Annotated in this window: 27 protein-coding genes; 23 read left to right on the top strand and 4 right to left on the bottom strand. The window is 63.5% G+C overall.

Features of this window, described 5'->3' with window-relative positions:
• Positions 1-1,035, top strand: a 1,035-nt coding sequence (gene hisD / locus RUW20_RS05630; protein WP_313951213.1) for a histidinol dehydrogenase, incomplete at its 5' end; no start/stop codon positions are given.
• 31 nt (positions 1,036-1,066) lie between these two features.
• Here the strand turns inward: hisD and hisC are convergent.
• Positions 1,067-2,143 carry a histidinol-phosphate transaminase gene (gene hisC / locus RUW20_RS05625; protein ID WP_313951212.1) on the bottom strand — a complete coding sequence of 359 codons (1,077 nt, stop codon included), beginning with the start codon at positions 2,141-2,143 and terminating at the stop codon, positions 1,067-1,069.
• 163 nt (positions 2,144-2,306) lie between these two features.
• On the opposite strand from hisC, the gene hisB reads away from it, so the two are divergent.
• From hisB to tatC, 10 genes are all read left to right on the top strand, one after another.
• Positions 2,307-2,894, top strand: coding sequence for an imidazoleglycerol-phosphate dehydratase HisB (gene hisB / locus RUW20_RS05620; protein ID WP_313951241.1), 588 nt, complete (start codon positions 2,307-2,309; stop codon positions 2,892-2,894).
• On the top strand, positions 2,894-3,553 hold the full coding sequence (hisH, locus tag RUW20_RS05615; protein ID WP_313951210.1) for an imidazole glycerol phosphate synthase subunit HisH: 660 nt from the start codon (positions 2,894-2,896) through the stop codon (positions 3,551-3,553). Before hisB ends, hisH begins: the two co-directional genes overlap by 1 nt.
• Positions 3,554-3,630: 77 nt before the next feature.
• Positions 3,631-4,374, top strand: a complete 744-nt coding sequence (hisA, locus tag RUW20_RS05610; protein ID WP_313951209.1) for a 1-(5-phosphoribosyl)-5-[(5-phosphoribosylamino)methylideneamino]imidazole-4-carboxamide isomerase — start codon at positions 3,631-3,633, stop codon at positions 4,372-4,374.
• A 40-nt stretch (positions 4,375-4,414) separates the two neighbouring features.
• Positions 4,415-5,176, top strand: coding sequence for an imidazole glycerol phosphate synthase subunit HisF (hisF, locus tag RUW20_RS05605; protein WP_313951208.1), 762 nt, complete (start codon positions 4,415-4,417; stop codon positions 5,174-5,176).
• The gene (gene hisI / locus RUW20_RS05600; RefSeq protein ID WP_313951207.1) at positions 5,173-5,577 is read left to right on the top strand and encodes a phosphoribosyl-AMP cyclohydrolase; all 405 of its coding nucleotides are present in this window, start codon (positions 5,173-5,175) and stop codon (positions 5,575-5,577) included. The genes hisF and hisI overlap by 4 nt, the downstream gene beginning before the upstream one ends.
• Positions 5,574-5,894, top strand: a complete 321-nt coding sequence (locus RUW20_RS05595; protein WP_313951206.1) for a phosphoribosyl-ATP diphosphatase — start codon at positions 5,574-5,576, stop codon at positions 5,892-5,894. The genes hisI and RUW20_RS05595 overlap by 4 nt, the downstream gene beginning before the upstream one ends.
• A gap of 3 nt (positions 5,895-5,897) precedes the next feature.
• The gene (locus RUW20_RS05590) at positions 5,898-6,248 is read left to right on the top strand and encodes a histidine triad nucleotide-binding protein (protein WP_313951205.1); all 351 of its coding nucleotides are present in this window, start codon (positions 5,898-5,900) and stop codon (positions 6,246-6,248) included.
• 83 nt (positions 6,249-6,331) lie between these two features.
• The gene (gene tatA, locus RUW20_RS05585; RefSeq protein WP_313951204.1) at positions 6,332-6,580 is read left to right on the top strand and encodes a Sec-independent protein translocase subunit TatA; all 249 of its coding nucleotides are present in this window, start codon (positions 6,332-6,334) and stop codon (positions 6,578-6,580) included.
• Between the two features lie 123 nt (positions 6,581-6,703).
• Entirely contained in the window at positions 6,704-7,126 is a 423-nt protein-coding gene (gene tatB / locus RUW20_RS05580; protein WP_313951203.1) for a Sec-independent protein translocase protein TatB, read from the top strand.
• 7 nt (positions 7,127-7,133) lie between these two features.
• Positions 7,134-8,000 (top strand): twin-arginine translocase subunit TatC, encoded by an 867-nt coding sequence (gene tatC / locus RUW20_RS05575; protein ID WP_313951202.1) that lies wholly within the window; start codon positions 7,134-7,136, stop codon positions 7,998-8,000.
• A gap of 68 nt (positions 8,001-8,068) precedes the next feature.
• Here tatC and RUW20_RS05570 read toward each other — a convergent pair whose 3' ends face one another.
• Both RUW20_RS05570 and RUW20_RS05565 read right to left on the bottom strand, forming a co-directional pair.
• Positions 8,069-8,875 (bottom strand): class II glutamine amidotransferase, encoded by an 807-nt coding sequence (locus RUW20_RS05570; RefSeq protein WP_313951201.1) that lies wholly within the window; start codon positions 8,873-8,875, stop codon positions 8,069-8,071.
• A gap of 13 nt (positions 8,876-8,888) precedes the next feature.
• Entirely contained in the window at positions 8,889-10,064 is a 1,176-nt protein-coding gene (locus RUW20_RS05565; RefSeq protein WP_313951200.1) for a trypsin-like peptidase domain-containing protein, read from the bottom strand.
• Positions 10,065-10,085: 21 nt separating this feature from the next.
• Between RUW20_RS05565 and RUW20_RS05560 the strand changes: the two genes are divergently transcribed.
• From RUW20_RS05560 to RUW20_RS05530, 7 genes are all read left to right on the top strand, one after another.
• Positions 10,086-10,832 carry a Nif3-like dinuclear metal center hexameric protein gene (locus RUW20_RS05560; RefSeq protein ID WP_313951199.1) on the top strand — a complete coding sequence of 249 codons (747 nt, stop codon included), beginning with the start codon at positions 10,086-10,088 and terminating at the stop codon, positions 10,830-10,832.
• A gap of 24 nt (positions 10,833-10,856) precedes the next feature.
• On the top strand, positions 10,857-11,540 hold the full coding sequence (locus RUW20_RS05555; RefSeq protein WP_313951198.1) for a fumarylacetoacetate hydrolase family protein: 684 nt from the start codon (positions 10,857-10,859) through the stop codon (positions 11,538-11,540).
• 124 nt (positions 11,541-11,664) lie between these two features.
• Positions 11,665-12,216 carry a Gx transporter family protein gene (locus RUW20_RS05550; protein ID WP_313951197.1) on the top strand — a complete coding sequence of 184 codons (552 nt, stop codon included), beginning with the start codon at positions 11,665-11,667 and terminating at the stop codon, positions 12,214-12,216.
• The gene (locus tag RUW20_RS05545) at positions 12,209-12,835 is read left to right on the top strand and encodes a flavin prenyltransferase UbiX (RefSeq protein ID WP_313951196.1); all 627 of its coding nucleotides are present in this window, start codon (positions 12,209-12,211) and stop codon (positions 12,833-12,835) included. Before RUW20_RS05550 ends, RUW20_RS05545 begins: the two co-directional genes overlap by 8 nt.
• The gene (locus RUW20_RS05540; RefSeq protein WP_313951195.1) at positions 12,822-13,439 is read left to right on the top strand and encodes an LON peptidase substrate-binding domain-containing protein; all 618 of its coding nucleotides are present in this window, start codon (positions 12,822-12,824) and stop codon (positions 13,437-13,439) included. The genes RUW20_RS05545 and RUW20_RS05540 overlap by 14 nt, the downstream gene beginning before the upstream one ends.
• An 8-nt stretch (positions 13,440-13,447) precedes the next feature.
• Positions 13,448-14,665 carry an MFS transporter gene (locus RUW20_RS05535; RefSeq protein ID WP_313951194.1) on the top strand — a complete coding sequence of 406 codons (1,218 nt, stop codon included), beginning with the start codon at positions 13,448-13,450 and terminating at the stop codon, positions 14,663-14,665.
• 106 nt (positions 14,666-14,771) lie between these two features.
• Positions 14,772-18,596 carry an EAL domain-containing protein gene (locus RUW20_RS05530; RefSeq protein WP_313951193.1) on the top strand — a complete coding sequence of 1,275 codons (3,825 nt, stop codon included), beginning with the start codon at positions 14,772-14,774 and terminating at the stop codon, positions 18,594-18,596.
• A 32-nt stretch (positions 18,597-18,628) separates the two neighbouring features.
• Here RUW20_RS05530 and mutY read toward each other — a convergent pair whose 3' ends face one another.
• Complete coding sequence (gene mutY / locus RUW20_RS05525) at positions 18,629-19,690, bottom strand: A/G-specific adenine glycosylase (protein WP_313951192.1); 1,062 nt, start codon at positions 19,688-19,690, stop codon at positions 18,629-18,631.
• Between the two features lie 384 nt (positions 19,691-20,074).
• Here mutY and RUW20_RS05520 point away from each other — a divergent pair, with 384 nt between their 5' ends.
• The 5 genes from RUW20_RS05520 to RUW20_RS05500 all read left to right on the top strand — a co-directional run.
• Positions 20,075-20,707: a flavin reductase family protein gene (locus tag RUW20_RS05520; protein ID WP_313951191.1), complete on the top strand. Its 633-nt coding sequence runs from the start codon at positions 20,075-20,077 to the stop codon at positions 20,705-20,707.
• A 201-nt stretch (positions 20,708-20,908) separates the two neighbouring features.
• Positions 20,909-21,262: an H-NS histone family protein gene (locus RUW20_RS05515; protein ID WP_313951240.1), complete on the top strand. Its 354-nt coding sequence runs from the start codon at positions 20,909-20,911 to the stop codon at positions 21,260-21,262.
• Positions 21,263-21,695: 433 nt separating this feature from the next.
• Positions 21,696-22,700 carry a UDP-glucose 4-epimerase GalE gene (gene galE / locus RUW20_RS05510; RefSeq protein WP_313951190.1) on the top strand — a complete coding sequence of 335 codons (1,005 nt, stop codon included), beginning with the start codon at positions 21,696-21,698 and terminating at the stop codon, positions 22,698-22,700.
• Position 22,701: 1 nt separating this feature from the next.
• On the top strand, positions 22,702-23,520 hold the full coding sequence (locus RUW20_RS05505) for a symmetrical bis(5'-nucleosyl)-tetraphosphatase (protein WP_313951189.1): 819 nt from the start codon (positions 22,702-22,704) through the stop codon (positions 23,518-23,520).
• 104 nt (positions 23,521-23,624) lie between these two features.
• Positions 23,625-26,608 (top strand): MG2 domain-containing protein (locus RUW20_RS05500; protein ID WP_313951188.1); only part of this gene is annotated, 2,984 nt, incomplete at its 3' end.

Here is a 26,608-nt window from a genome sequence, read left to right as displayed (position 1 = left end):
GCCGCCGCCCGCATCCGTAGCTACCACGAGCGGCAGCCCCTGCAAAGCTGGCAATACGAGGACGACAGCGCGGACGGGCGCGGCACAATGCTGGGTCAGAAAGTGACGCCGCTCGACCGGGTCGGACTCTATGTGCCAGGGGGTAAGGCCTCGTACCCGTCATCGGTGCTGATGAACGCCATTCCCGCCCAGGTCGCCGGGGTCAAGGAGTTGATCATGGTGGTACCGACGCCGGCTGGCGAGCACAACCCGCTGGTGCTCGCCGCGGCGGCGCTGGCCGGGGTCGACCGCGTTTTCACCATTGGCGGCGCGCAGGCCGTTGCCGCGCTCGCCTACGGTACGCAGACCGTTCCCCAGGTCGACAAGATCGTCGGCCCCGGCAACGCCTACGTCGCCGCCGCCAAGCGCCGCGTCTTCGGCGTTGTCGGCATCGACATGGTTGCCGGCCCGTCGGAGATACTGGTCATCTGCGACGGCCATACCGACCCCGACTGGGTGGCAATGGATCTCTTTTCGCAGGCCGAGCACGACGAACTGGCACAGTCGATACTCATCTGTCCGGATGCCGCCTATATCGAGCGGGTCGCCGCCTCCCTCGAAGCGCTCTTGCCGACCATGCCGCGTCGGCAGGTGATTCGTGCCGCACTGGAAAATCGGGGCGCGCTGATCCAGGTACGCGATCTCGATGAGGCTTTCCGGATCGCCAACCGGATCGCCCCCGAGCACCTCGAGCTATCGCTGGACGATGCCGAAGCCTGGGTGGCAAAGATCCATCACGCCGGAGCGATCTTCATCGGCCGCTACTCCTCGGAGTCACTTGGCGACTACTGCGCGGGCCCGAATCATGTCTTGCCGACCTCCGGCAGCGCCCGTTTCTCCTCACCGCTCGGTGTCTACGATTTCCAGAAACGCACCAGCCTGATCCGCGTTTCACAGGCGGCTTCGAAAACGTTGGGCCGCATCGCCGCAACGCTGGCGCATGGCGAGGGCTTGCCGGCGCACGCCAGGTCGGCCGAGTATCGCATCGACAGCTGAACGACACGGCGGCGACCAGCGCCGCGGACGATCAGTGGAGAATCTCTTGCAAGGCCTCGATCAGGTGCGCGCACTGGGCGTCGGTGCCGATGGTGATGCGCAGGTGCTGATCAATGCGCGCCAGCTTGAAGTGACGCACGAGGATTCCGCGCTGACGCAAGGCGGCGGCGAGTTCGCCGGCGTCGTGTCGTGGGTGGCGAACGAAAACGAAGTTGGCAAACGACGGTAGAACCTCGAAATCCAGTTCCAGTAGCGCGCCGCGCAGCGCCTCGCGGCTGCGCATGACCGCTTGCCGCGTTCCTTCGAAGTGCTCCCGATCAGCGATCGCCGCAACCGCGCCGGCAATCGCCAGCCGATCGAGCGGATACGAGTTGAAGCTGTCCTTGACCCTTGTGAGCGCCTCGATCAGTTCACTCTGACCAACGGCGTAGCCGACACGCAGGCCAGCCAGCGAATACGCTTTGGAAAGCGTGTGCACCACCAGCAAGTTCGGGTGGCGATTGATCAGGGCGATAGCCGACTCGCCGCCGAAGTCTACGTATGCCTCATCGACGACCACCACCGACTGCCGGTGCATGCTGAGCAAGCGCTCGATCGAGGCCAACGGCAGAAAACAACCGGTTGGCGCGTTGGGATTGGCGATCACGATGCCGCCATTGTCCGATTTGTAGTCCTCGATGCGGATCGCGAAATTGTCATCGAGCGGCACGGTCGCATAAGCGATGTCGTACAGACCACAATAGACGGGGTAGAAGCTGTAGCTAATATCCGGGAAAAGAATCGGCAACGGGTGCCTGAGCAGCGCCATGAAGACGTGCGCCAGCACCTCGTCGGAGCCATTGCCGACGAAAACCTGCTGCGCTGTGATGCCAGCATCGGCAAAGCGAGTGGCGATCGCTTCCTTGAGGCGCTCGGCCCCTGGATCGGGGTAGAGCCGCAGCAGCGCGCCGCCATTCGCCAGTTCGTCGGCAATCGCCGAAGCGACCCGTGCTGACGGTGGGTACGGATTCTCGTTGGTGTTCAGCTTGACGAGGTTTGACAACTTCGGCTGCTCGCCCGGCACGTACGGCGTCAGGCGATGAACGAGAGAACTCCAGTAGCGGCTCATGAAAGGCTGCCCACGTCGGATGCAAGGGAAGCGCGAAATGGTATCATGCGATCCTTCGGTTTGATGCGCGTTGGCTGATCATCGCCAGCGCTGCCAGCACCAGCCCGAAGCCCGAATCTCTTCCCAGACTCGACAGCTCCTTCCACCCTGTGACGGTGTCATGATGCGGCAAGCAGAAGTTTCCAGGAACACGCTCGAAACCCGAATCACCGTTCGCCTGAACCTTGACGGCAGCGGCCAGGGCAACTACGCCAGCGGCGTACCTTTCCTCGATCACATGCTTGAGCAGATTTCGCGTCACGGCCTGATTGACCTCGACGTCAAAGCCCAGGGCGATCTGCACATCGACGCGCACCACACCGTCGAGGATATCGGCATCACGATCGGCCAGGCCCTGGCCAGGGCACTGGGCGACAAGAAAGGCCTGCGTCGCTACGGACATGCCTACGTGCCGCTCGACGAAGCGCTTTCGCGGGTGGTGATCGACCTCTCTGGCCGACCTGGCCTGGAGTTTCACGTCGACTTCACGCGCGCCATGATTGGCGCCTTCGACGTCGATCTGGTGCACGAATTCTTCCAGGGCCTGGTCAACCACGCGCTGGTCAGCCTGCACATCGACAATCTGCGCGGCGACAACGCACATCACCAGGCCGAAACGGTGTTCAAGGCTTTCGGCCGCGCGCTGCGAGTCGCGGTCGAAGTCGATCCAGGGGCCCGCGGCAGCATTCCGTCGACCAAGGGCACGCTCTGATGCCAAAGACCGGCGCCCCGGAAGGGGCGATCGTGGTCATCGATTACGGCATGGGCAACCTCCGCTCGGTCTGGCAGGCGCTCGTGCACGTCGCCGACGGACGTCAGGTCCTCGTCTCGTCGGACCCGGCAGCGGTCACTGCGGCCGAACGCGTGGTCTTCCCCGGCCAGGGTGCAATGCCAGACTGCATGCGCGAAATCGAGGCACGCGGCTTGCGCGCGGCAGTGCTGGAGGCGGCGAAAAACAAGCCTTTTCTCGGCATTTGCATCGGCCAGCAGATGCTCTTCGAGCATAGCGAGGAAGGCGATGTACCCGGACTGGGCGTACTCAAAGGCGGTGTCCGACGCTTTCCGGCGGAAGCGATGTGCGATGCCAATGGCGACCGGCTCAAGGTGCCACACATGGGTTGGAACGAGGTCAGGCACGCCCGTGAGCACGCCCTGTGGAAGGGCATCGCCGATGGCGCGCGCTTCTATTTCGTCCACAGCTATTTCGTAGACCCACTCGACCACGAGTGCGTGGTCGGCACGACCGACTATGGCATCCCCTTTACCAGTGCGGTGGCTCGGGATAATATCTTCGCCATTCAGTGCCACCCGGAAAAAAGCGCCGCCGACGGGCTGACCCTGCTGGCCAACTTCATCGCCTGGAAACCCTGACCGAGCACCACTGTCATGCTCCCGGCGCCTGGCCCTCACTCTCCCGCCTTTCAACTCATCTCACTCGTGCTTCCAACATGTTGATTATTCCCGCGATTGACCTCAAGAACGGACAATGCGTCCGTCTCAAACAGGGCCTCATGGACCAGGTGACGGTCTTCTCCAACTCTCCCGGCGAGCAGGCTCGCGACTGGCTGTCACAGGGTGCTCGTCGCCTGCACGTGGTCGACCTCGACGGCGCCTTTGCCGGCAAGCCGAAAAACGAGAACGCCATCAGGGAGATCGTGCAGGCCGTTGGCGATGACATTCCCGTGCAACTCGGCGGCGGCATCCGCGATCTCGATACCATCGAACGCTGCCTCGACGACGGTGTCAGTTACGTGATCATCGGCACCGCCGCGGTCAAGAACCCTGGCTTCCTGCATGACGCCTGCGGCGCTTTCCCCGGCCACATCATCGTTGGCCTCGATGCTCGCGACGGCAAGGTTGCCGTCGATGGCTGGTCGAAGATGACCGGGCACGACGTCATCGATCTGGCGAAAAAATACGAGGACTACGGCGTCGAAGCGATCATCTATACCGATATCGGCCGTGACGGCATGCTCTCCGGCATCAATATCGAGGCGACGGTCCGCCTTGCCCAGGCGCTGTTGATTCCGGTCATCGCCAGTGGCGGCCTTTCGAGCATCGACGACATCCGGGCGCTTTGCGCGGTTGAACAGGAGGGGATCAGCGCCGCCATTGCCGGCCGCGCGATCTACGATGGATCCCTTGATTTCGCCACGGCACAGGCGGAAGCCGATCGTGCGACAAATCCCTGATCGCCGCACCGTCCCGACCACCTCACTGCGCTAGCAGACCTTGGGCCTGGCCAAACGCATCATCCCCTGCCTTGACGTGACTGCGGGTCGCGTCGTCAAGGGCACCAATTTCGTTGCCTTGCGCGATGCGGGCGACCCCGTGGAAATCGCCCGCCGCTATGACGAACAGGGTGCCGATGAAATCACTTTCCTCGATATCACGGCGTCGTCGGATCAGCGTGACATCATCCTGCACGTCGTCGAGGCGTGCGCAGCGGAGGTATTCATTCCGCTGACGGTCGGTGGCGGCGTACGCGCGGTCGCCGACGTGCGGCGGCTGTTGAATGCCGGTGCCGACAAGGTCAGCATGAACACCGCCGCGGTCGAGAACCCGGACCTCGTTGCCGAAGCATCGGCCAAGGTCGGCAATCAGTGCATCGTCGTAGCGATCGATGCCAAACAACTGGCACCGGGCGTATGGCAGGTATTCACCCATGGCGGACGCCGCAACACCGGTATCGACGCCATCGCATGGGCGCGCCGCGTGCAGCAACTCGGTGCCGGCGAAATCCTGCTGACGAGCATGGATCGTGACGGTACGCGTAACGGTTTCGATCTGGCGCTGACCGCTGCGGTATCCGACGCCGTCGACATCCCGGTGATTGCCAGCGGCGGCGTAGGCAATCTGCAGCACCTCGCCGAAGGCGTCTCGGAAGGCCATGCTGACGCTGTTCTCGCCGCGAGCATCTTTCACTTTGGCGAATACACCATTCAACAGGCCAAGGCGTATATGCGCGAGCGCGGCATCGAGGTCCGCCTGTGAGTGACCTTGACCCCGGCCAACCGTGGCTCGAGGCCCTCAAGTGGGACGAGCAGGGTATGATTCCAGCGATTGCTCAGGATGCTGGTAGCGGCCGCGTGCTGATGTTCGCTTTCATGAATCGGCAGTCACTGCAGGAAACGGTTAACAGTGGTAGCGCGGTATACTGGTCGCGTTCACGCCAGCGCTTGTGGCGAAAGGGTGAGGAATCCGGCCACGCGCAGCGGGTACGCTCGATCCGGACCGACTGCGATGGAGATGTGTTGCTGCTATCGATCGATCAGCAAGGCGGTATCGCGTGCCACACTGGTCGCGAAAGCTGTTTTTTCCATCAACTGCACGGGGGCCTGTGGGTTGCGGTCGACCCGGTACTCAAAGACCCCAAGGATATTTACGGTAAATGAACATGGACATGCTGCACCGGATCTCGGATACCTTGCTGGCGCGCCGCAAGGCAGACCCTGAAACCTCTTATACGGCGCAGCTGATGGCCAAGGGGCCAGACGCGATTCTGAAGAAGATCGGCGAAGAAACTGCCGAACTGATCATGGCCGGCAAGGAGGGCAATCGCCTGCATGTGGTCTGGGAATCGACCGATGTGCTCTACCACACGATGGTGTTGCTCGCCTTTTATGGCCTGTCGATCGAGGACGTCCTGCAGGAAATGCGGCGGCGCGAAGGCGTCTCGGGAATTGACGAAAAAAAGGCACGGAAGAGCTGAGCCATGGATAGCTGTCTGTTCTGCAAGATCGCGGCCGGCCAGATCCCGTCGCGCAAAGTCTACGAGGACGACGAAATCTTCGCCTTTCACGACATCAAGCCGGCGCGCCCGGTGCACATCCTGGTGATTCCCAAACGTCACATCACCTCGCTGGCGAGCAGCACCGAGACCGACCTGCCGGTTCTCGGCCGCATGCTCGCCATCGCCAACCGCCTGGCGACTGAGCAGGGGAGCCCGGACGGCTTCCGCCTGATTATCAATACCGGCGTCATCGGCCATCAGGAAGTGCAGCATCTGCACGCGCATATCGTCGGCGGAAGCGAACCGGTTGGACCGATGCTCAAGCGTGTCTGACCGGCAGCACTCGCCGCGAAGCGGCGCCGGAATGCGCCGGCGGCAAGCAATGCTGCCGAATCTCACCTTATTGGAGGCCTGACATGGGTTCTTTCAGCATCTGGCACTGGTTGATCGTCCTGATCATCGTCTTGCTGGTTTTCGGTACCAAGAAGCTGCGCGGCCTTGGCTCCGATCTCGGCGGTGCAGTCAAGGGATTCAAGGACGGCATCAAGGATGCGGCGGCCGAGGACCCCACGGCCGAGGCCTCACCGCCAGCGCCGCAGCAGCAGCAGCAGGTCAAGGATGGCCAGACGATCGAGGGCGAGGTCCGGGAAAAGACCAAGAGCTGACCGTGCGCAACGATATGGCTTCGCTACGACCGCCACGGGCAAGGGGATCACGCCGCGTCGTACCATGCCATTCGGTTGCCGATCACGCGGTGTACCGTTCGTCCCCTACTCCACTGGCCGCCGATGTTTGATATCAGCTTTTCCGAAATGATCCTGATTGCTGTCGTGGCGCTGGTCGTGATCGGTCCGGAGCGGCTGCCCAAGGTGGCACGCACGGCCGGACACCTGCTGGGCCGTCTGCAGCGCTACGTCAGTGATGTGAAGTCCGATATCAACCGCGAAATTCAGCTCGACGAACTGAAAAAGCTGCGGGCCGAGATCCAGGAATCCGCCCGCAGCGTCGAGCAAAGCGTGAGCAGCGAGATGCAGGCGGCCCGGCAAGCGCTGCAGCAGACCGCGCAAGCGGTCCGCGAAGATGCCAAGCTACCGCCGACAGTCGAACAGCCGTCAGCGACGCCGGGTGCCGCGCCGACCGATGCTTCGCCGCCGGCAGCCGACCCACCGGCCATTGTCGGTGGCCCGGACAAGCCGATCGGCACGGTCTGAGCACGCGATGAGCGAGAACGAAGACTCATTTCTTTCGCATCTCGTCGAGTTGCGTGACCGCTTGATACGAGCGCTGATCGCCATCGGCCTCGTCTTCGTCTGCCTTTTCCCCTGGGCGAAAGAACTCTACTCGCTGCTCGCGCAACCCCTGCTGGCGACCCTGCCGCAAGGCGGCCAGATGATCGCCACCGATGTCGTCGGCGTCTTCCTGGTGCCGATGAAAGTGGCACTGATGGTCGCTTTCCTGGTCGCCCTGCCCTACGTGCTCTATCAGCTCTGGGCTTTCGTCGCGCCGGGGCTCTATTCCCACGAGAAGCGACTGGCGCTGCCGCTGGTTGCGGCAAGTGTCCTGCTGTTCTTCGTCGGCATGGCCTTCGCCTATTTTCTGGTCTTTCCGACGGTCTTCGGCTTCATGGCCAAGGTGGCGCCGGAGGGTGTCGCCTGGATGACCGACATCGAGAAGTACCTGTCCTTCGTCATGACCACCTTCATGGCCTTCGGGGTAACCTTCGAGGTACCGGTATTGGTGGTCGTCATGGTATACGCCGGCATTGTCGACCTCGCCAAGCTCAGGGAGTGGCGCCCCTACGTGATCGTCGGATCCTTCGTCGTCGCAGCGATCTTTACACCGCCGGACGTCATCTCGCAGTTGATGATGGCCATTCCGATGTGCCTGCTTTTTGAGCTCGGCTTGCTCATGGCGCGCTTCGTCGCCAGGCGGCGACACCCTGGCGACATGCAAGACGATCAAACTGCGCCTGCCACCGCCGGCAATCCATCGAACGAGTGGACGCCGCTGACCGCCGACGAGATGAACAAGGCGGTCAGCGACCTTGGTGATCAGCAGGGCGGCGACCACAAACCCGAGGCCTGACTTTGGTCGCGATGGAATCTTTCTTCGCCACCATGGACCCTGGCGGCCACTTGCGGGCAGCTAGCGTGTCAGCAAGCCGCTTTTTCCGGCCCGGCGACGGTGAGCCGATGCCTGACCGGCAGGCCGGCCTCGAACAACCACAAGCTCCCTTTCGGCATCGTCGTCCAGCATTCGTTGTCGGTCAGCGGAACGGTGGCGATGACGGCGACACGATCATCCGGCGTCGTCACATCGCGGAAATCGATGGTCAAATCCTGGTCATGCAGGTGGGCGACGGCAAACGGTGCCTGACGAACGATGTAGGTCAGTTGCGTCGAGCAGTGGGCGAACAGGCAGTCCCCGTTCGACAGCAGGTAGTTGCAGGCGCCGTGCGCGCCCAGATCAAGCGTCAGTTGATGCAGCGCCTCGAACAAGGTCGCCGGATCGGGTAGCGCGTTGCCAAAACGCCGAGCCAGGTTCTGCAACAACCAGCAGAAGGCTCGCTCGCTGTCGGTCTGGCCAACGGGCGTGAAACTGCCGTCGAGTTTCGGCGCGAAATCGGGCAAATGGCCGTTGTGCGCAAAGATCCAGTAACGTCCCCAGAGTTCGCGCATGAAGGGATGCGTGTTTTCCAGCGCGACCACACCCTGCGTCGCTTTGCGGATGTGCGCGATGACGTTCTTCGAATGGATCGGATAGCTGCGTACCAGACCGGCAACCGGCGATGTACTGGACGGTTGGGGGTCGAGGAACAAACGCGTGCCGCGACCTTCGAAAAAGGCTATTCCCCAACCATCCGAGTGCACGTCGGTGGCCCCGCCGCGCGCCTGGAATCCGGCAAAGGAAAAACAGATGTCGGTCGGCACGTTGCAGTTCATGCCGAGCAACTGACACATGGGCTTTCTCCGACTACTCGCGCTCGCGGGGCTGCGGCGCCCGCTTGCCGATCTTGACGGTGGTGTCGAGCCGCTTGTTCTGGCGGCGCAACTGGAACCCTATCGTCTCGCCGGGCTTCTGGCCGGCGATCAGAGCGAGCATCCCCTGTGGATCGGTGACCGGCCTGCCGCCGACCGCGAGCAGGATGTCGCCGGGCTTGATTCCCCCCGCATCGGCCGGGCCGCCGCGCAAAACGCCGGCAATCAGCGCGCCCTTGGTATCGGGCAGACCGAAGGACTCGGCCAGATCGACGGTTATTTCCTGCGCTTCGACGCCGATCCAGCCACGGGTCACGGTCCCCGTCTGGATGATCTGTTCCATGACGTCTCTGGCGATCGAGATCGGAATCGCGAAACCGATCCCGAGCGAGCCGCCCGACCGTGAGTAAATGGCCGTGTTGATGCCGATCAGGTTACCCTGGCTGTCCACCAGCGCGCCCCCCGAATTACCCGGGTTGATCGCCGCGTCGGTCTGGATGAAGCTCTCGAAGGTATTGATCCCCAGGTGTGAGCGGCCCAAGGCGGAGACGATTCCCATGGTCACCGTCTGCCCGACGCCGAAAGGATTACCGATCGCCAGGGTCACGTCCCCGACCACGACATCGTCCATCGTTCCGAGAGTGATCGCCGGCAGAGACACGGTCTTGCCGTTATCGTCGGTAATTTGCAGCACGGCGATGTCGGACTCGGGGTCACTGCCGACGAGGCGTGCGCTCAGACTACGACCATCGCTGAGAGCAATTTCGATCTGGTCGGCCGCTTCGACAACATGGAAGTTCGTGAGAACATAGCCGTTCGGGCTGACAATGACCCCCGAGCCCAGCCCAGAAGTGCTCGGACCATCACCCTCGGCCCCGTCGCCAAAAAAGTGGCGGAATGCCGGGTCGTCGAGCAAGGGGTGACGACGTGCCTTGACCTTCTGCGAGGTAAAAATATGCACTACGGACGGCAACGCCTTCTTGGCCGCTTCCCGATACGACGACACAACGACCACCGGTGAGACCCCGCGTGCCGACTCTTGCAGGGCCACGATGCTGGCCCCCCGGGTCAGCCCTTTGCCCAGCCACTCCGGCTTGAGCGTGCTGACCACGAAGAGAACGGCGAGACTAACCGTCACCGTTTGTGCAAAAATCAGCCAGAACCTGCGCATGGGCAAAACCGGAGCCAGTGAATGAAACGCGAAGAATTGACACGCTACCTGGACAACCTCCTGGACGCAGGTCGCTTTCGGGATTATTGCCCAAACGGCCTGCAAGTGGAAGGACGCCCTGAGGTCCGCCGCCTGGTCGCCGGAGTGACGGCCAGCCAGGCCTTGCTCGATGCGGCAGTGGCGCGCGATGCCGACACCATCCTGGTTCATCACGGCTGGTTCTGGCGCGGCGAGGACGGCCGCGTTACGGGCATCCGCAAGGCGCGCCTGCAGACCCTGCTGCGATACGACATCAACCTCATCGCTTACCACTTGCCTCTCGACAGCCACAGCGAATTCGGCAACAACGCGCAGTTGGCCAGGCGGCTCGGCTGGCTTGCCGACGGTCGCTTTGGCGAGCAGGATGTCGGCTGGCTGGGGCGCCTGGAGACCCCGCTGACCCTGGCGGCGCTTACCGAACGAGTGGCCGTGGAATTGCAGCGTGCACCCCTGGCCATCGGCGACGGCGAACGTCTGGTGAACCGCGTCGGCTGGTGCTCCGGTGGCGCGCAGGGCCTGTTCGAGGAGGCCATCGCGCTCGGCGTCGACCTCTACCTGAGCGGCGAAATCTCGGAGCAGACCGTACATCTGGCGCGTGAATCCGGCGTCGCCTACCTGGCCGCCGGTCACCACGCCAGCGAACGCTATGGCGTGCAGGCACTCGCCCAACACCTGGGCCAACGTTTCGGCCTCGATTGTCAGTTCGTCGACATCGACAATCCGGTCTGAAGCCCTCAACCACAAGGAGCAATCATGCGCTACGTCTTTCCGCCCGCCCCACCGGTGAGCCTTCCCGTCGCCGGTAGTGACGCAAGCTTCCCGGTTCGCCGCGTCTACTGTGTCGGACAAAACTACGCCGATCACGCAGCCGAAATGGGCGCTGACGGTCGCAATCCGCCGTTCTTCTTCAGCAAACCGACCGACGCGCTGGTTCCCGGCGGCGGCGACGTACCTTTTCCACCGGCGACCAGCAACCTGCAGCACGAGGTCGAGCTGGTTGTCGCCCTGACTGGCGGTGGCGCTGATGTCGAGCCCTCGCGGGCGCTCGAGTGGGTCTACGGTTACGCCGTCGGCCTCGATCTGACCAGACGTGATCTGCAGCTGGCGGCGAAGGAGAAGGGCCAGCCGTGGGACATGGGCAAGGGCTTCGATCACAGCGCGCCGATCACTGCGATCCAACCCGTTTCAAGCGTCGGCCATCCAGCCCGCGGTACGATCTGGCTCAAGGTCAATGGCCAGCCACGACAGCATGGTGATCTCGAGCAGATGTCGTGGAAAGTCGCCGAGGTGATCGCCAAGCTGTCGACCTACGTCGCTCTCGCACCGGGCGACCTGATCTTCACCGGGACACCGGCCGGGGTGTCGAAGATAGTGCGTGGCGACGTCCTCGAAGCAGGCGTGACCGGTGTCGGCGAACTGACGGTACGACTGATCTGAGCCCTGTACAAAGCTTGCTCGCCAATGCTGCCGCGCGCGATGGCCGCCCGGTCCGTCGGACACCAGCCCGCCGACAAGCACCCGACGCGCGCTTCCTTGGCTGCCTACGGCAAAGCTGAACCAGATGCCCGCTAGCAAGCGCATCGTACAGCTCAAAACAACGCCTGAAGACCATCGCATCGCCCAGCTGGCGGCAGCCGCCATCGGACTGTCGTTGATCGACGCCGCGATCCCGCTGCCCCTGCCAGGAGTCAAACCCGGGCTGGCCAATATCGTCACCCTGATCGTCCTGGCGCGCTACGGCTGGGGCGCAGCAGCCTGGGTCAGCGGCCTGCGGGTCTTTGCCGGCGGCCTGCTGCTCGGCTACTTTCTCTCACCCGGCTTCTTCATGAGCCTTACTGGTGCGCTGTTCAGCCTGCTCACGCTGGCCCTCGCCATTCGCCTGCCGAAGCGCTGGTTCGGGCCGGTGAGCTGGAGCATCCTGGCGGCTTTCGCCCATATCGGAGGCCAGCTGGTTCTGGCGAGGCTGTGGCTGATTCCCCATAACGGCCTGTTCCTGCTGATACCTTTCTTCGCTGTCGCTGCGCTCACTTTCGGTATCATCAACGGCCTGCTTGCCGCCCGCCTGCTGCAGGAGTTGCCACCCAACCCGTCCGAGGTCGAAGAACATGCCTGAAACCGTCTGCCTGGCCTTCACCGGCGCCTCCGGCATGCCCTACGGCATACGCCTGCTGGAATGCCTGCTGACAGCCGGCTGCCGGGTTCAGCTCCTCTACTCGCAGGCGGCGCAAATCGTCGCCAGGCAGGAAATGGCGCTCGACCTGCCAACGCGCGCCAGCGATACGCAAGCTGCTCTGCGCGAGCGCTACCGCACCTTGCCCGGCACGCTTCGGGTTTACGGCCGCGAGGAATGGTTTGCGCCGGTCGCCAGCGGTTCCAACCCGCCGCATGCGATGGTCGTCTGCCCATGCTCGATGGGCACCCTGGCGGCCATTGCCCAGGGCCTGGCGAGCAAGCTGATCGAACGAGCGGCCGACGTCGTCCTCAAAGAGCGCCGCCTGCTGATCCTGGTGCCCCGTGAAACGCCCCTGTCGACCATCCATCTCGAAAACATGTTGCGGCTGTCGCGTGCCGGAGCGGTGATCCTGCCGCCCAACCCGGGGTTTTATCACCATCCACAACGCGTCGAGGACATCGTTGATTTTGTCGTCGCCCGCATTCTCGATCAACTGCGGGTGCCGCATACGCTGATGCCGCGCTGGGGCGAGCCGGGGCACGCCAATGATCCCGGCTGATATTGCCAACGGACGGCAAACACTGGAGATCCCGCTTTTCCCGCTCGGCGCGGTGTTGTTCCCGGGTGGTGAACTGGCGCTCAAGGTTTTCGAGCAGCGTTATCTCGACATGGTCGCAGCCTGCATGCGAAACCAGTCTGCCTTTGGCGTCTGTCTGATCGCCAGCGGCCACGAAGTCGGCGCGCCGGCAGAGCCGTACCCGGTCGGCACCCTGGCGCACATGGTCAAGGTCGACATGCCACAACTCGGCATCATGTTGCTGGAAGTGCGCGGCGGGCACCGTTTCCGGATCAAGACCCGGACCGTTACGCCTGGCGGCTTGCTGCGCGCAGAGGTAGAGCTGTTTGGCGAGAGCGAACGGCAATCGCTGCCACCAGCACTGGCAGGGCTGGGCTCGCTGCTGCAAAGGATGGCCAACGACAGCACTCGCGAGGCAATAGCGAAACCGCATGCCTTCGACGACGCCAGTTGGGTCGGCTATCGCTTGAGCGAGCGCCTGCCACTGGATGCGAAATCCCGCCAGAAACTGCTTGAACTCGATGATCCGGCCGTGCGACTGGAAGCCCTGGCGAGCTATCTGTCGCAACGCAGGCTGATCCTCTAAGCGCGGCAATGACCACCGCACGCTCATCGGTGACGCTGGTGGCCATCTTTTGTGGCGCTGAAACCGCTTCGATGGCCGGCTTTGCGCTGGTTCCGTCGCTGTTGCCACAGCTGTCGGAACAGTGGTCCTTGTCCGCCACCGAAGCAGGTTGGCTCGGCGGCGTCTTCTTCCTCGGCTACATCGTCGCCGTACCGGTCCTCGTCGGCATCACCGATCGCATTGACGCGCGCCGCGTCTACATTGCCAGCGCCGCCTTGAGCGGGGCGGCCCTGGCAGGCTTCGCAACTTGTGCCAATAGTTTTGCCGGAGCCCTGCTCTGGTGGTGGCTGGCCGGCCTGGCCCTTGCCGGAACCTATATGCCGGGTCTCAAGGCGCTCACGGACCGGCTGCCGGCAGCCGCACAGTCGCGCGGCACAGCGTTCTATACCGCCACCTTTGGCGTCGGCGCGGGCTTGTCATACTTCTGGATCGAACTCTTGCAAAGTTTCCTGTCGTGGCCCCGGCTGTTCGCCGTCGCTGCGGCATGTGCAGCGCTGGCCGTATTACTCGTCTGGAGAGGTATTTCAGCGGGCGAGATGACCGCCAGAACCGAGGTCCGGCACGACCGCTGGCGGAGCGTCTTGCGCGACCGACGCATCCTGGCTTTCTGCGGCGCTTACTTCGGTCACAACTGGGAGCTCTTCGGCTTTCGCAGCTGGCTGGTGGCCTACCTTGCCTGGACTCACGCCAACGCACCGGATCGATTGACCAGCATGCCAGGACTGATTGCCGCCCTGGCAACCTTCCTCGCGGTGCCCGCCAGCATTCTCGGCAACGAAGGCGCGCAGCGCTGGGGACGCATTCGTTGGCTGAAAACCGTCATGCCCTTGTCGTTCGCGCTGGCGCTGCTTGTCGGCTTCTCGGGTGGCCAGTCCAGCGATCTGCTGGTGCCATTGATCCTCGTCTACGCGGCGAGCATGAACCTCGATTCAGCTGCCTTGACCGCTGGCCTGCTTACCGAGACGCCTCCCGACAGGCGCGGTACGGCGCTCGCCCTGTACTCGTCAATCGGCTTCGCCGGCGGCTTCGTTGGTCCGGTCGCTTTTGGCGTGGCACTGGACGCCTACGGCCGCGCCAGCCATGCGGGATGGGCGGCCGGCTTCGTGACGCTAGCGGGCGGCGTTGGTTTCGGACGCTGGGCGATCGGCAGACTGGGTTCTGGACCAGCTGAAACGGTGCGGCCGTGAGCCAACGCCGTCACGCGTCTACAACGCGACTCGACCCGAGCCGCGACAGCGCCGCTGGTTCCTTGTCTTCGTCGGCGAACTCTTGCACTATCGCCGGATGGCATCAGTGAATCCACTCGCCACTCTCGGCAGTCAACGCAAGGCGCTGCTGATCGCCCTCGGCGTTCTGCTACTCGTCGTTCTGCAGCTTCTGACCTACCAGCTCTGGCTGAACTATCGCGAGCAGATTCACGCTGCCGAAACGACGACGCGTAACTATGCCGCGATCTTTGAAACCCGCCTCGATGCCACCCTCCGCCGCACCGATGCCATTCTGCAGGCGCTGGTCGGCAGCACCCCGGCCCGGGCACTGAACCCGCAGGCTTCAGTCGAGTACGCGGGCGCGATAAACGGCAAACTCGATGCCTACCTGCTCAACTTCGAGGAACTGTCTGGTCTGCGCATCTTCGACGCCAGCGGCGATCTGCTCTATAGCTCGGACCAGGGCAACGCGCCTCAGATCAAGGTGGTCGACCGGGACTATTTCCGCATGTTGCGCGAAAAGCCGCAGCTTGGACCTGTCTTTTCCGAAGTCATCATTTCGCGCGCCACGGAGCGGCCCAGCCTGATCGTTGCGCGCGCCCTGCAGGACGATCACGGCGCCTTTCTCGGGATTGTCACCGCGGTGCTTGATCTCGCCCGCTATCAGGAGATTTTCCGCGCGCTCGATCTCGGCGGCACGGGCTCGATCGTCCTGCGGCGGAGCGACGACCAGCGGCTGGTCGTCCGCTGGCCGCATATAGCCAGCGAGGTCAACCAGCCACTCAAGCCGCAACACCCGGTTCGCCAGCGAATGAGCTCAGGCGAGACAGCTGCAACGCTGCAATTCGCCGCCCAGAGCGACGGCATAGAGCGTATCTACAGCTTTCACCGGCTGCAGCGCTATCCCTTCTACTTCATTATCGGCGTCAGCCGCGACGACGTACTGGCCGGCTGGCGGACCCGCGCGCTGGTAGTCGGTATTTCTGGCTTTCTGCTCCTCGCGCTTCTTTGCGGGCTGATGCTTCGCCTGTGGCGCAGCGAGCAGCGCGAGGCGCAGGTGCTCACCGACCTGGTCGACAGTGAACGCCGGCTCCGCGCCAAGGGCGAGCGGCTGGAGATATTCCAGCGCCTGGTGGACAACGCCGGGCAGGGAATCGGTATGGCGCATCCGGACGGAACGCTCCTCTATGCCAACGCGGCCCTGCGCCGGCTACTCGATTTGCCAGCGGAGGCGGCTTGCAGCGACTACTCGTTTGATCGCTTCTACAGCGCGGAGAACTGGCACAGATTGCAGCAGGAGGTGCTTCCTGCCGTATTTGACGCGGGCCAGTGGACGGGCGAAATCAATCTATCAGCACTCGACGGCAGGACGATTCCGACCATCCACACGCTGTTCGTCGTCCGCAACGCGCCCGGCGAAGCGCCGATCATCGCCAACGTCCTGGTAGACCTCAGCGAGCGCCAGCAGATGGAGGAACGCAACCGCCAACTGCTGGCGGAAATGCAAACCCTGCTCGGCAACGCGATGGTCGGCATAGTGCACCTAAAACGCCGCAGAGTCGTTTCCTGCAATCGCCGTCTCGAAGAACTTTTCGGCTATGAACCAGGCGAACTGCTCGGCCAGTCGTCAGAGAACTTCTATGCGTCGCGCGAGATCTTTGAGAAAGTCGGCGCCGAAGCCTACGCCGTCGTCGCCGCAGGCAGTGAATTCACTACCGAATTGATGCTCAGGCGAAAGGACGGAGGCCTGTTCTGGGGAGTCCTGACTGGCCGCGCGATCGACCCCTGCCAGCCGCAGGAAGGAAGCATCTGGGTATTCGCCGACGTCTCTGAACGTCGCCAGGCAGAGGAGGAATCCCAGCGGCTGCGACAGGCTATCGAACAAAGCCCGGTGGCGATCGTCATCACCAACCGCCGGGGCGAGATCGAATACGTCAACCCGAGTTTTACCCGCGGGAGCGGCTACTCGCGCGCCGAAGCCATCGGCCGCGACCCAGGTTTCCTGAAGTCCGGCGAAACCCCTGCGGAAACCTATCGCGAGCTGTGGCACACCCTGAGCGATGGCAAGGTCTGGAGCGGACTTCTCCACAACCGCCGGAAGAACGGCGAGTTGTTCTGGGAAAGCGCGTCGATCTCGCCGGTTTTCAGCGATCACGGTGAGGTGACACATTACCTGGCGGTCAAGGAAGACGTCACCGAGCGCCTGCGCGCGGACCAGGCGTTGCGCGAGAGCGAAGAGGCATTTCGCCGACTCTTCGAAGATGCCAAGGACCCCCTGTTGTTGCTCAAGGATGGACAGTTCATCGACTGCAACGCGGCTGCGCTGGAACTGCTCGGATACAGCTCCAAGGCCGAGCTTCTCGGCCGCAGCCCGGCCGAAATATCGCCCCCTTGCCAACCCGACGGACAGCCGTCAGACGAGAAAGCGGCGGCCATGATCGCCGCCGTTGGTCGCTTCGGCTACCACCGCTTCGAGTGGACACCCCTGCGGGCAGACGGCTCGCCGGTCCCGGTCGAGGTGACACTGACTTCGATCACCCTCGGTGGCGAGGTCATTCTGCATGCCCTCTGGCGCGACATCAGCGAACGCAAAGCCGCGGAAGAAAAGATCAGCCACCTCGCGCATTTCGATACTCTGACCGACCTGCCCAACCGCGCCAACCTGCAGGGCCGCTTGGATCAGGCGCTCGCTGCGGCGCGACGGGACGGCCAAAGCGGTCGGCTGGCGGTAATGTTCCTCGATCTCGATCGCTTCAAGAACATCAACGATACCCTTGGTCACCACGTCGGCGACGAGTTGTTGCTGGCGGTCTCGCAGCGGCTGCGCACCAGTGTGCGCGAGAGCGATGTCGTGGCACGGCTGGGCGGTGATGAATTTGTCGTTGTGTTGACCGGCGCCGGCGCGGTCGCCGCCGAGCGCGTGGCCGGCAAAATACTCCATGCCCTGTCGCAGACCTATCACATCGCGGGGCACAGCCTGCACACCACCTCGAGCATCGGCATTGCTGCGTTCCCTGGAGACGGGGAGAGCGTCGAGGTTCTGATGCGCAATGCCGATGCAGCGATGTATCACGCGAAAGCAGCCGGGCGCAACAACATGCAGTTCTTTACCACCAGCATGAACGCGCTGGCCAGCGAGCGGAGGCAACTCGAAGAGGATTTGCATCGGGCATTGCGAGGGCAGCAGTTCGTCCTGCATTACCAGCCACAGGTCAACGCTTTGCACCGCGTGTTTGCCGCCGAAGCACTACTACGCTGGCAGCATCCGCAACATGGGCAGATCCCGCCAGGCCGATTCGTCCCGCTCGCCGAGGACACTGGACTGATCGTGCCGATCGGGCGCTGGGTGTTGGAAACTGCATGCGCGCAACTGCAGACGTGGTCGCTCGACGCGCGGACTCGTGAGCTGCAGATTGCGGTCAATGTCAGCGCGCGCCAGTTCCGTCAAGCCGATTTCGTTGCACAACTCGGCGAGATTCTGAGTTCCAGCGCTGCCGAACCAGCCCGCCTGAAACTCGAGTTGACCGAGAGTCTGGTGCTCGACAACGTTGCCGACACGATAGCCAAGATGGTTGCCATCAAGAAGCTGGGCGTCACCTTTTCGATGGACGACTTCGGCACCGGCTATTCCTCGCTCTCCTACCTGACTCGCCTGCCCCTTGACCAGCTCAAGATCGACCGCGCCTTCGTTAGCCGTCTCCCTGACAACCAGAGCGACGCGGTAATCGCCCAGACCATCGTCACCATGGGCCACAGCCTGGGACTGAAGGTAATTGCCGAGGGCGTGGAAAACGAAGCGCAACGCCAATTTCTCCATGCGCACGACTGCGACGGGTACCAGGGCTTTCTTTTCAGTCGCCCCTTGCCGGTCGAAGAGCTCGAACGGCGCCTGAAGAATGGTGCGCTCTGACCGGCACGCGGGCGCGCCGGAAGGTTGCCCGATCAGCGTCCCAAACGCGCAGCCAGCAGCAGCCGCTTGATCGGCGCCGGCAAGGCCGCCGCCGCAACGTTCTCGAGCGGCAACCATTCCACAGCAGTTTCGCTGACTCCGCCGCTGAGCACTTCCACCTCGCATCGCAGCACCTGGATGATCAGGCGAAAATGGGTGAAGCTGTGGCGGATCGGCGCCAGTGTCCGGGTGCTCAGCAGACGACAACCGTGCCGCAGGGCAAAGCCTTCGGCACCTTGGCCGGGCTCTTCGGGCAGGCTCAGCAGACCACCCCAGATACCCATCGGCGGCCGTCGTTCGACCAGCACCCGCCGCCCGTCGGTGAGCAGCAGCACGCTGCTCACCCGCTGCGGCAGCGCTGGTCTCGCCTGGCGTTGCGGCAGTTCGGCCTGGCGACCGTCGCGACGTGCGATGCAGATCTCCTGTAGCGGACAGGCGCCACAGGCAGGTTTGCTACGCCGGCACACCGCCGCACCCAGATCCATCATCCCCTGCGTATAGCTTTCGATGCCGCTGGCCGGCAGCAGAGATTCGGCGAGCGCCCACATCGTGCGTTCATCCTGGGCGGCCGATGAGCCGCTTTCGACAGCGAAGCAGCGACCGAGAACGCGTTTTACATTGCCATCGAGGATGGCGGCCTGGCGACCAAAGGCGAAGACACTGATGGCAGCGGCCGTCGAACGGCCGATCCCCGGCAATCTCGCATTTTCTTCCGGATTGGCAGAGAACTTGCCCGCCCGCTCGACAAGCACGGTTTGCGCGCAGCGGTGCAGATTGCGCGCCCGTGCGTAGTACCCGAGCCCGGACCACAACTCGAGGACGCTATCGACCGGCGCCCCGGCGAGCACTGAAAGTGTCGGGAAACGAGCCAGGAAACGAGCGTAATACGGAATCACCGTTTGCACCTGCGTTTGCTGCAGCATGATTTCCGACAGCCAGATACGGTACGGGTCACCTGTCTGCTGCCACGGCAGGTCGTGGCGGCCGTTGGCTTTCTGCCAGCCAATCACGCGGCGGGAAAAACCTGAGCGGGCCGACGCAGCGATGTCAACCATGCGCCCGGCCACGCGTCAACGCAGATCGGAGGTATCGGCCAGGGCGGGTGCCTGGACAAGTGGTCGAGAAGATCGCCTGAACGCATGCCACAGGACGATGTCTGACAGCTTCCACATAATCCATTATCAAAATCGGCTCGACATCGAAACACTATGCGGCGATAATCGCCCGTTCGGCCGGTCTGCCGACGCCGCTAGAAATGGTGACTGCGAGAGGCAGAATGGCAAGAGCATCTTAATATCCATTGCCGTTATCGCCTTGCGTTCATGTTTATAATCACCGCCAAATGTCCATTGGGCATTTCGACACTGATCAGTGCATTCACCAACCATTTTGCCAACGTTGAATATTAGCATGCCTGAACCGCTGCTCCGGACCGCCTGATGGGCCTGCCTCTTGGCGCTCCAGAATGCCCGACCGCATTCGCCGCGCGAGCCGAACTGCCGTGCGAGAACTGTGACACGGGTCACGCGCTGGCAACGCGGGATCTCGTCTGCCGCGACTTCCGTGACGCGCTGGGCAGCTTCGCCACGGGCGTCACGGTGCTTACGACGCTGGCCGCGGACGGCAAACCGATCGGGGTGACCATCAGCTCCTTCAACTCTGTTTCGCTGGACCCCCCCTTGGTCCTCTGGAGCCTGTCGGCTGCCTCACCCAGGCTTGAAGCTTTCCGTCGTGCCAGCCGTTACGCGGTAAACGTGCTGGCGGCCGATCAACAATGGATTTCCGACCGCTTCGCCAGCCGTGAGGATGATCGTTTCGATGGCCTGGCGACCAGCCAAGGACTCGGCGACGTCCCGCTCATAGAGGGCTGCTCCGCCTGGTTCGAGTGCGCCACCCACGCCCAGCATCCGGGGGGCGATCATCTGCTCTTCCTCGGCCGCGTGCTGCGCTTCGCTCGCGGCGAGGGCCGGGAGCCGCTGATCTTCCATGGTGGCGGCTATCGTGAGCTGCGTGGACGGCCGGAGGGCGAAAGCACTGAGCTGCGGAAATCGTCACCGTCACCGCAGCGATGACGATGACCCGGTCGAATCTTGCGCAGCGACGGTGGCCCGATGCCCGACGATGCAGTGAGAGGGCGGGAAACCCCTGTGCGCTGGCGTCCGGCAAGCGCACGCACGACGTTCTCGATCACCTGGTTGCCAGCGCCAGAAGTCGAGTGGGAGACGCGGTATGAACCTCCCGCTTGACGGAAAATTTGCTGGCCATTGCAATTGATGACCTTTCGCACTAATGAAACAGCTTTATTGGAGGAGTGTATGGTGACTTACAAGGAATTACTGGTACAACGCGAGACCTTGGACCAACGCATCGCGGAAGCTCGGCGCGCCGAAGTGGCAGCAGCCATCGGGCAGGCAAAGCAGCTTATCGCCGAGTACGGCTTGACTGCAGCCGATTGCGGCTTCAAGGGCGCCAGCGCTCTGGCAGGAAAGACGACACGCACCACCGTCGCCGTGAAATATCGTGGCCCGAACGGTGAAGCCTGGTCTGGCCGCGGCAAGGCGCCAAACTGGCTGACCAGCCTCGAAGCCAACGGACGGCGAAGGGACGAGTTCCTCGTTTCCCGGTAACGGAAGCTCGCTCGCGGTCGTCCGGCTCCAGAAGTCCGGGCCGTTCGCGGCCGAACTTGCCATGCGTCGCACTACCCTGCTAAACGCCGTCACCGGGGAACTCCTGGCGACGGCGGTGAGCAGTTTCGACCCGAACGCTGCGTGGCCGCCTTGCACCGTCGCTCTGACGCCCGAAGAACGACATCGTAGGCATCCCCGGCGCGAGCCAACCGCCGGACGGCCTGCTGCTCAGCTTGAACCGAAACGACGGCGATTGCGGGTACGGGCTCTGGCCGCTGGGGGCTGTCGACTGATTCGGTGAGCACGCGAACAAGTGCTCGGCGAGGACACGACGCGCGTCCGACCAGGCTCGCGCCGCGTCGAGCGCAGGCCTGTTCCGGCGCCCGCAACGAGAAGAGAATGCACATCGGCAAACCAGCCAGGAGGCCAGAACATGAACATCCTTGTCACCGGAGGTAGCGGCTATATCGGCTCCCACGCCTGTGTCGCCCTGCTCGCTGCGGGCCATGACGTGACCGTTGTCGATGATCTCTCCAACAGCCGACCCGAGGTGCTGGATCGCATTGCCGAGATTTCCGGCCAACGGCCGACCTTTTTCAAGGGCGATGTCCGTGACCATGGCCTGCTGCGCCGGATCTTCGCGGCGTCGCCAATCGACGCGGTAATCCACTTCGCTGGCCTGAAGGCCGTTGGCGAGTCGGTCGCGCAGCCCTTGCGCTACTACGACTGCAACGTCGGCGGGACGATCGCCCTCTGCGAAGTGATGGCCGAAGCGTCCGTGAACACGCTGATCTTCAGCTCGTCGGCGACGGTGTATGGCGACCCGGCGTCGGTGCCGATCCGCGAAGACTTTCCGCGTTCGGCAACCAATCCGTATGGCGCCAGCAAGCTGATGGTCGAAGACATCCTGGCTGACCTGGCGCGCGCGAACCCGCAATGGCGGATTGCGCGCCTGCGCTACTTCAACCCCGTCGGAGCCCACCACAGCGGCCTCATTGGCGAGGAGCCGAATGGCATACCGAACAACCTGTTGCCCTACGTGGCGCAAGTGGCGGAAGGCAAGCGTGAACGGCTGAGTGTCTTTGGCAGCGACTATCCGACGCCTGATGGCACCGGCGTCCGTGATTACATTCACGTGATGGATCTCGCTGAAGGCCACCTGGCGGCACTCGACTACCTGCTCGACAAAGGCGGGCTGCTGACCGTCAATCTCGGCACCGGTTGTGGTTACTCGGTACTTGACATGGTGCGCGCCTTCGAGACAGCCAGCGGGCGACCCGTTCCCTACGCCCTGGTACCGCGCCGGCCGGGCGACGTGGCCGCCTGCTACGCCGATCCCGCCCTGGCCGCACATCTGCTGGGGTGGCGGGCACAACGCGGTATCGAGCAGATGTGCAGCGATGCCTGGCGCTGGCAGCAAGGGCGCGTGACCGCATAGCATGGCGACTTACGCAATCGGCGACATCCAGGGCTGCTTCGACTCGTTTCAGCAGCTGCTCGAAAAATGTCGCTTTGATCCGTCGAGCGACCGCCTGTGGCTGGTTGGCGACCTGGTCAACCGCGGCCCCCGCTCTCTGGAGACCTTGCGCTTCGTCCGTGATCTTGGCCCATCCGCCATCACCGTCCTGGGCAATCACGACCTCTATCTGTTAATGGCTGCCACCGGATTTGACCGACGGAGCAAGGGCGATACGCTGGACGAGATTCTCGACGCGCCCGACCGCGACGAGTTGATCGACTGGTTGCGCCACCAACCCCTGTGTCACCGCGAAGGCGAATTCTGCCTGGTTCATGCCGGGCTTCTGGCGCAGTGGACGGTAGATCAGGCGCGTGAACTGGCGGCGGAGGTCGAGGCCGCACTGAGCGGGCCGACTTACCTCGATTTCATGGCCAACATGTGGGGTAGCGAACCCGCCTCGTGGAGCGACGACCTGGACGGGTGGCCGCGTTTGCGGGTCATCGTCAACGCCATGACGAGAATGCGTTTCTGTTCACCCGACGGAGCGATGGATTTCGAGACCAAGGGCGAACTGAGCGGCGCTCCGGCGGGCCTGGTGCCATGGTTCGACGTTCCCGGCAGGCGCAGTGCCGATGATGTTCTGGTCACCGGCCATTGGTCTGCTCTCGGGCTGAGAATCGAGCCCAAGCTGCTGGCACTGGATTCAGGCTGCCTGTGGGGCCGCCATCTGACAGCCGTTCGCCTTGAGGACCGCGAGGTCTTTCAGGTTGACTGCTCGCCGGGGGAGGCACGGACTTGAGCTGACGCCCGCCGGGGCATCCGCAGCCATTCCTCTCGTCACCAACCACTCGCCCGCCGGGACCCGCCTGCTAGAATCTCTGCAGCACCTCCCCGGAGAAGGTCATGCACATCGGAAGACAGAGCAAGCAACGCGGGCGGGCGCCTGCGCTCGCCGTGCTGGCAGCAGCAGCGCTGGCGATCGCCGGCTTTCTCGCCATCGGGCATTTGCCAAAGAAGGATCAGGGCACAGCGGCCACCGCTGGCGTCCGCTTCGAAGTGGTCGACGGCGCTCATCGCGAGTTTGATGGCTCGCCGGCACTGGCGCTCTCGTTCAGCCTGCCCCTCGATAGCAAGGCAAGCTACGACCAGTTCGTCCAGGTCCTGGAAATGCCACCCGACGCATTGGCAGCGAAGGCCACCCGAACGCGCGATCAAGACGAAGGGATGGGTGAGGAGGAGGAGCCCGGAGCGGCGGCGACCGATGCTTCCAGTAACCGCCTGGCTGCTGACACGCCGCTCGCCGATGGCCAGCCGGTCAGCGGCGCCTGGGTGGTCGGCGACAACCCGCACCTGCTGTTCTTCCCGCGGATCAAGCCACAGACACGCTATGTGATCCGCGTGCAACCCGGTCTGATGGCCAGGAACGGCAGCAAGCTCGAGCAGGAGGCCCGCTTCTCGGTGCGCACCGCTGCCGTTACGCCGGCCTTCTACTTCGCCAGCCGCGGCATGGTCCTGCCGGCAGCACAGAATGGTGGCCTGCCGGTGACCACGGTCAACGTGCCGGAAGTGGACATCCAGTTTCTCAGGGTCAAGCCGGATCAACTGGCGAGTTTCCTCGAAAAGGTTATCGCCAGAGGCGGCCGCGCCACGTCCGCCTCTGGCGAAACCGACGATGGGCAAGACAGCGAAGGCGACGGGAGCGAAGGCTACTACGACCGCGGCACCCGGCTGAAAGGCGCGGTCAGCTACTGGGAACTTGACCAGTTGCACAAGCTGACGAGCAGCGCCTTCGTCGGCCGCTTTCTTACCGAACAGAAGGCCAATCGCCGCAGCGTGACCTTCATTCCGGTCGAGAGCATCGCGGCCCTGCGCGAACCCGGCGTCTACGTGGCAGTGATGTCGCGACCGAATCGTTTCCGGGGCGACTACCAGACGACCTATTTCTATGTCAGCGATCTGGGTCTGCACCTGCGCCAGTATGGCGGTGGCGGCGCCGACACCTACATCAGCTCGCTGACTGACGGCAAGGCCCGCTCCGGCGTCGAAGTGAGCTGGATCGATCGCCGTGGCAAGACCCTGGCGCGCGGCGAGAGTGACGGCGATGGCCGCGTCCACTTTGCCGAGCGGCCGCCAGGTGCGCGGGTCGTGATGGCCCGCCGGGGCGAACAGATGTCGCTGATCACACTCAGGGAGCCGGCGCTTGACCTGGCCGAATTCGACATCGCCGGCATGCCCTACGTGCCGGTACGCCTGTTTGCCTACAGCGGGCGCAACCTCTACCGGCCGGGCGAGCACTTCGACGTTTCGGTGATGGCACGCGATGCCGATGGCCATCCGGTACCACCGCAACCAATTCAGGCAACTCTCCGCCGCCCGGACGGCAAGGCACAGTGGACGGCGACCTGGCAGCCCGACCAGGCTTTCGCCGCTTACTACCGGCACACCATCGAGTTGCCAACCGACGCTGCAACCGGCTCCTGGCAGCTCGAACTGCGCGCCGACCCAGCGTCGAAAATCGCCGCCAGCAGCATGCCATTCGCCGTTGAGGAGTTCCTGCCGGAACGGATGAAACTCGACCTGGCCACTACCAACGCACGCCTGCTGGGCGAATCGACATGGCGGATCGAGGTCAGCGGCCGTTATCTGTACGGCGCCCCCGCTGCCGGCAATAGCCTGGTTGGCGTGGTGACCAGCGAACGCAACCGCAATCCGCTGCAGCAGCAGCTGCCGGGCTTCATTTTCGGTGATGCCGACGAAGATCACGTCAAGTCGCGCAGCGAGCTTGGCGCCTCAGCCATCGACGATCAGGGCAAGGCGACTGTCGACGTCGACCTGGAGGCGGTGGCCAAGCGCCGCTCGCCGTTCACCGTACGCACCACGCTGAGCCTGCTCGAAAGCGGTGGCCGGCCGGTGGTACGCAGCATCGAACGGGTCTTCTGGCCGGCGCCGGTGCTGGTCGGACTGCGGCCGCTGTTCATCGGCGCCTACGCGCGGGAGGGCTCGGCGGCCGATTTCGAGGTCGTTCGTGCCGATGCGAGCGCCGCGCTGAAAGCCGGGACGGCTCTGCCGGTACGACTGTTCCGGGAAAATCGGCGCTACTACTGGCGCTTCGACGATCAGCGAGGCTGGCATTCGGGTTTCAGCGAGAGCGACGAACTGGTGGCGACAACGCAGGTATCGTTTCCCGCCGGCGGCCGCGGCAAGCTGACCCTGCCGGTCCAATACGGTCGCTACCGGGTCGAAATCCTTGATCCGGAGAGCGGGCAAACGGCGCGCTTCCGCTTTTACGCCGGCTGGTCGGCGAAAGACGACGAGGCGCAGGGGGTCCGCCCCGACCGGGTGGCGCTCAAACTCGACAAGCCCGCGTATGCGGTCGGCGAAACCGCCCGTCTGACGATCAGCCCGCCACACGCTGGAGAAGCCCTGGTGACGGTCGAAGGCGACCGCGGGCTGTGGGCAAAACGGCTGACCATCGCTGCCGATGGCAAGACCATCGACATCCCGATCGACAAAGACTGGCAGCGCCACGACCTTTACGTCTCGGTAATGGTGCTGCGTCCCGGCAACAGCGGCGAGAAGGTGACACCTGCCAGAGCGCTGGGCCTGGTCTACCTGCCGCTCGAGCGCAGTAGCCGCAAGCTCGCCGTGGCCATCGAGGCGGTCCAGAAAATGGAACCGGAGCAGCCTCTCAAGGTCAAGGTCAGGGTCCCCGAAGCCCGGGGGCAACAGGCCATGGTGACCCTGTCGGCAGTCGACGTCGGAATCCTCAACATCACCCGTTTCGCCAGCCCGGATCCCTTCGCTTTCTTCTTTGCCAAGCTGCGTTACGGCACCGATGCCTACGACATCTACGGCCGCGTGATCGAGAAGATGGATGGCAGCAAAGG

Origin of the sequence: Accumulibacter sp. (assembly GCF_032229525.1) — a bacterium.
Lineage (GTDB): Bacteria > Pseudomonadota > Gammaproteobacteria > Burkholderiales > Rhodocyclaceae > Accumulibacter.
This window is presented reverse-complemented; position numbering and strand designations above follow the sequence as displayed.

Coding starts and splice junctions, on each gene's coding strand:
- tatB (WP_313951203.1), top strand. CDS start 6,704: ATGTTTGATATCAGCTTTTCCGAAATGATCCTGATTGCTGTCGTGGCG.
- tatC (WP_313951202.1), top strand. CDS start 7,134: ATGAGCGAGAACGAAGACTCATTTCTTTCGCATCTCGTCGAGTTGCGT.
- hisB (WP_313951241.1), top strand. CDS start 2,307: ATGCGGCAAGCAGAAGTTTCCAGGAACACGCTCGAAACCCGAATCACC.
- RUW20_RS05565 (WP_313951200.1), bottom strand. CDS start 10,064: ATGCGCAGGTTCTGGCTGATTTTTGCACAAACGGTGACGGTTAGTCTC.
- RUW20_RS05595 (WP_313951206.1), top strand. CDS start 5,574: ATGAACATGGACATGCTGCACCGGATCTCGGATACCTTGCTGGCGCGC.
- RUW20_RS05545 (WP_313951196.1), top strand. CDS start 12,209: ATGCCTGAAACCGTCTGCCTGGCCTTCACCGGCGCCTCCGGCATGCCC.
- RUW20_RS05560 (WP_313951199.1), top strand. CDS start 10,086: ATGAAACGCGAAGAATTGACACGCTACCTGGACAACCTCCTGGACGCA.
- hisA (WP_313951209.1), top strand. CDS start 3,631: ATGTTGATTATTCCCGCGATTGACCTCAAGAACGGACAATGCGTCCGT.
- RUW20_RS05590 (WP_313951205.1), top strand. CDS start 5,898: ATGGATAGCTGTCTGTTCTGCAAGATCGCGGCCGGCCAGATCCCGTCG.
- hisC (WP_313951212.1), bottom strand. CDS start 2,143: ATGAGCCGCTACTGGAGTTCTCTCGTTCATCGCCTGACGCCGTACGTG.
- tatA (WP_313951204.1), top strand. CDS start 6,332: ATGGGTTCTTTCAGCATCTGGCACTGGTTGATCGTCCTGATCATCGTC.
- mutY (WP_313951192.1), bottom strand. CDS start 19,690: ATGGTTGACATCGCTGCGTCGGCCCGCTCAGGTTTTTCCCGCCGCGTG.
- RUW20_RS05505 (WP_313951189.1), top strand. CDS start 22,702: ATGGCGACTTACGCAATCGGCGACATCCAGGGCTGCTTCGACTCGTTT.
- RUW20_RS05570 (WP_313951201.1), bottom strand. CDS start 8,875: ATGTGTCAGTTGCTCGGCATGAACTGCAACGTGCCGACCGACATCTGT.
- RUW20_RS05520 (WP_313951191.1), top strand. CDS start 20,075: ATGGGCCTGCCTCTTGGCGCTCCAGAATGCCCGACCGCATTCGCCGCG.
- RUW20_RS05540 (WP_313951195.1), top strand. CDS start 12,822: ATGATCCCGGCTGATATTGCCAACGGACGGCAAACACTGGAGATCCCG.
- galE (WP_313951190.1), top strand. CDS start 21,696: ATGAACATCCTTGTCACCGGAGGTAGCGGCTATATCGGCTCCCACGCC.
- RUW20_RS05550 (WP_313951197.1), top strand. CDS start 11,665: ATGCCCGCTAGCAAGCGCATCGTACAGCTCAAAACAACGCCTGAAGAC.
- RUW20_RS05535 (WP_313951194.1), top strand. CDS start 13,448: ATGACCACCGCACGCTCATCGGTGACGCTGGTGGCCATCTTTTGTGGC.
- RUW20_RS05515 (WP_313951240.1), top strand. CDS start 20,909: ATGACCTTTCGCACTAATGAAACAGCTTTATTGGAGGAGTGTATGGTG.
- hisH (WP_313951210.1), top strand. CDS start 2,894: ATGCCAAAGACCGGCGCCCCGGAAGGGGCGATCGTGGTCATCGATTAC.
- RUW20_RS05555 (WP_313951198.1), top strand. CDS start 10,857: ATGCGCTACGTCTTTCCGCCCGCCCCACCGGTGAGCCTTCCCGTCGCC.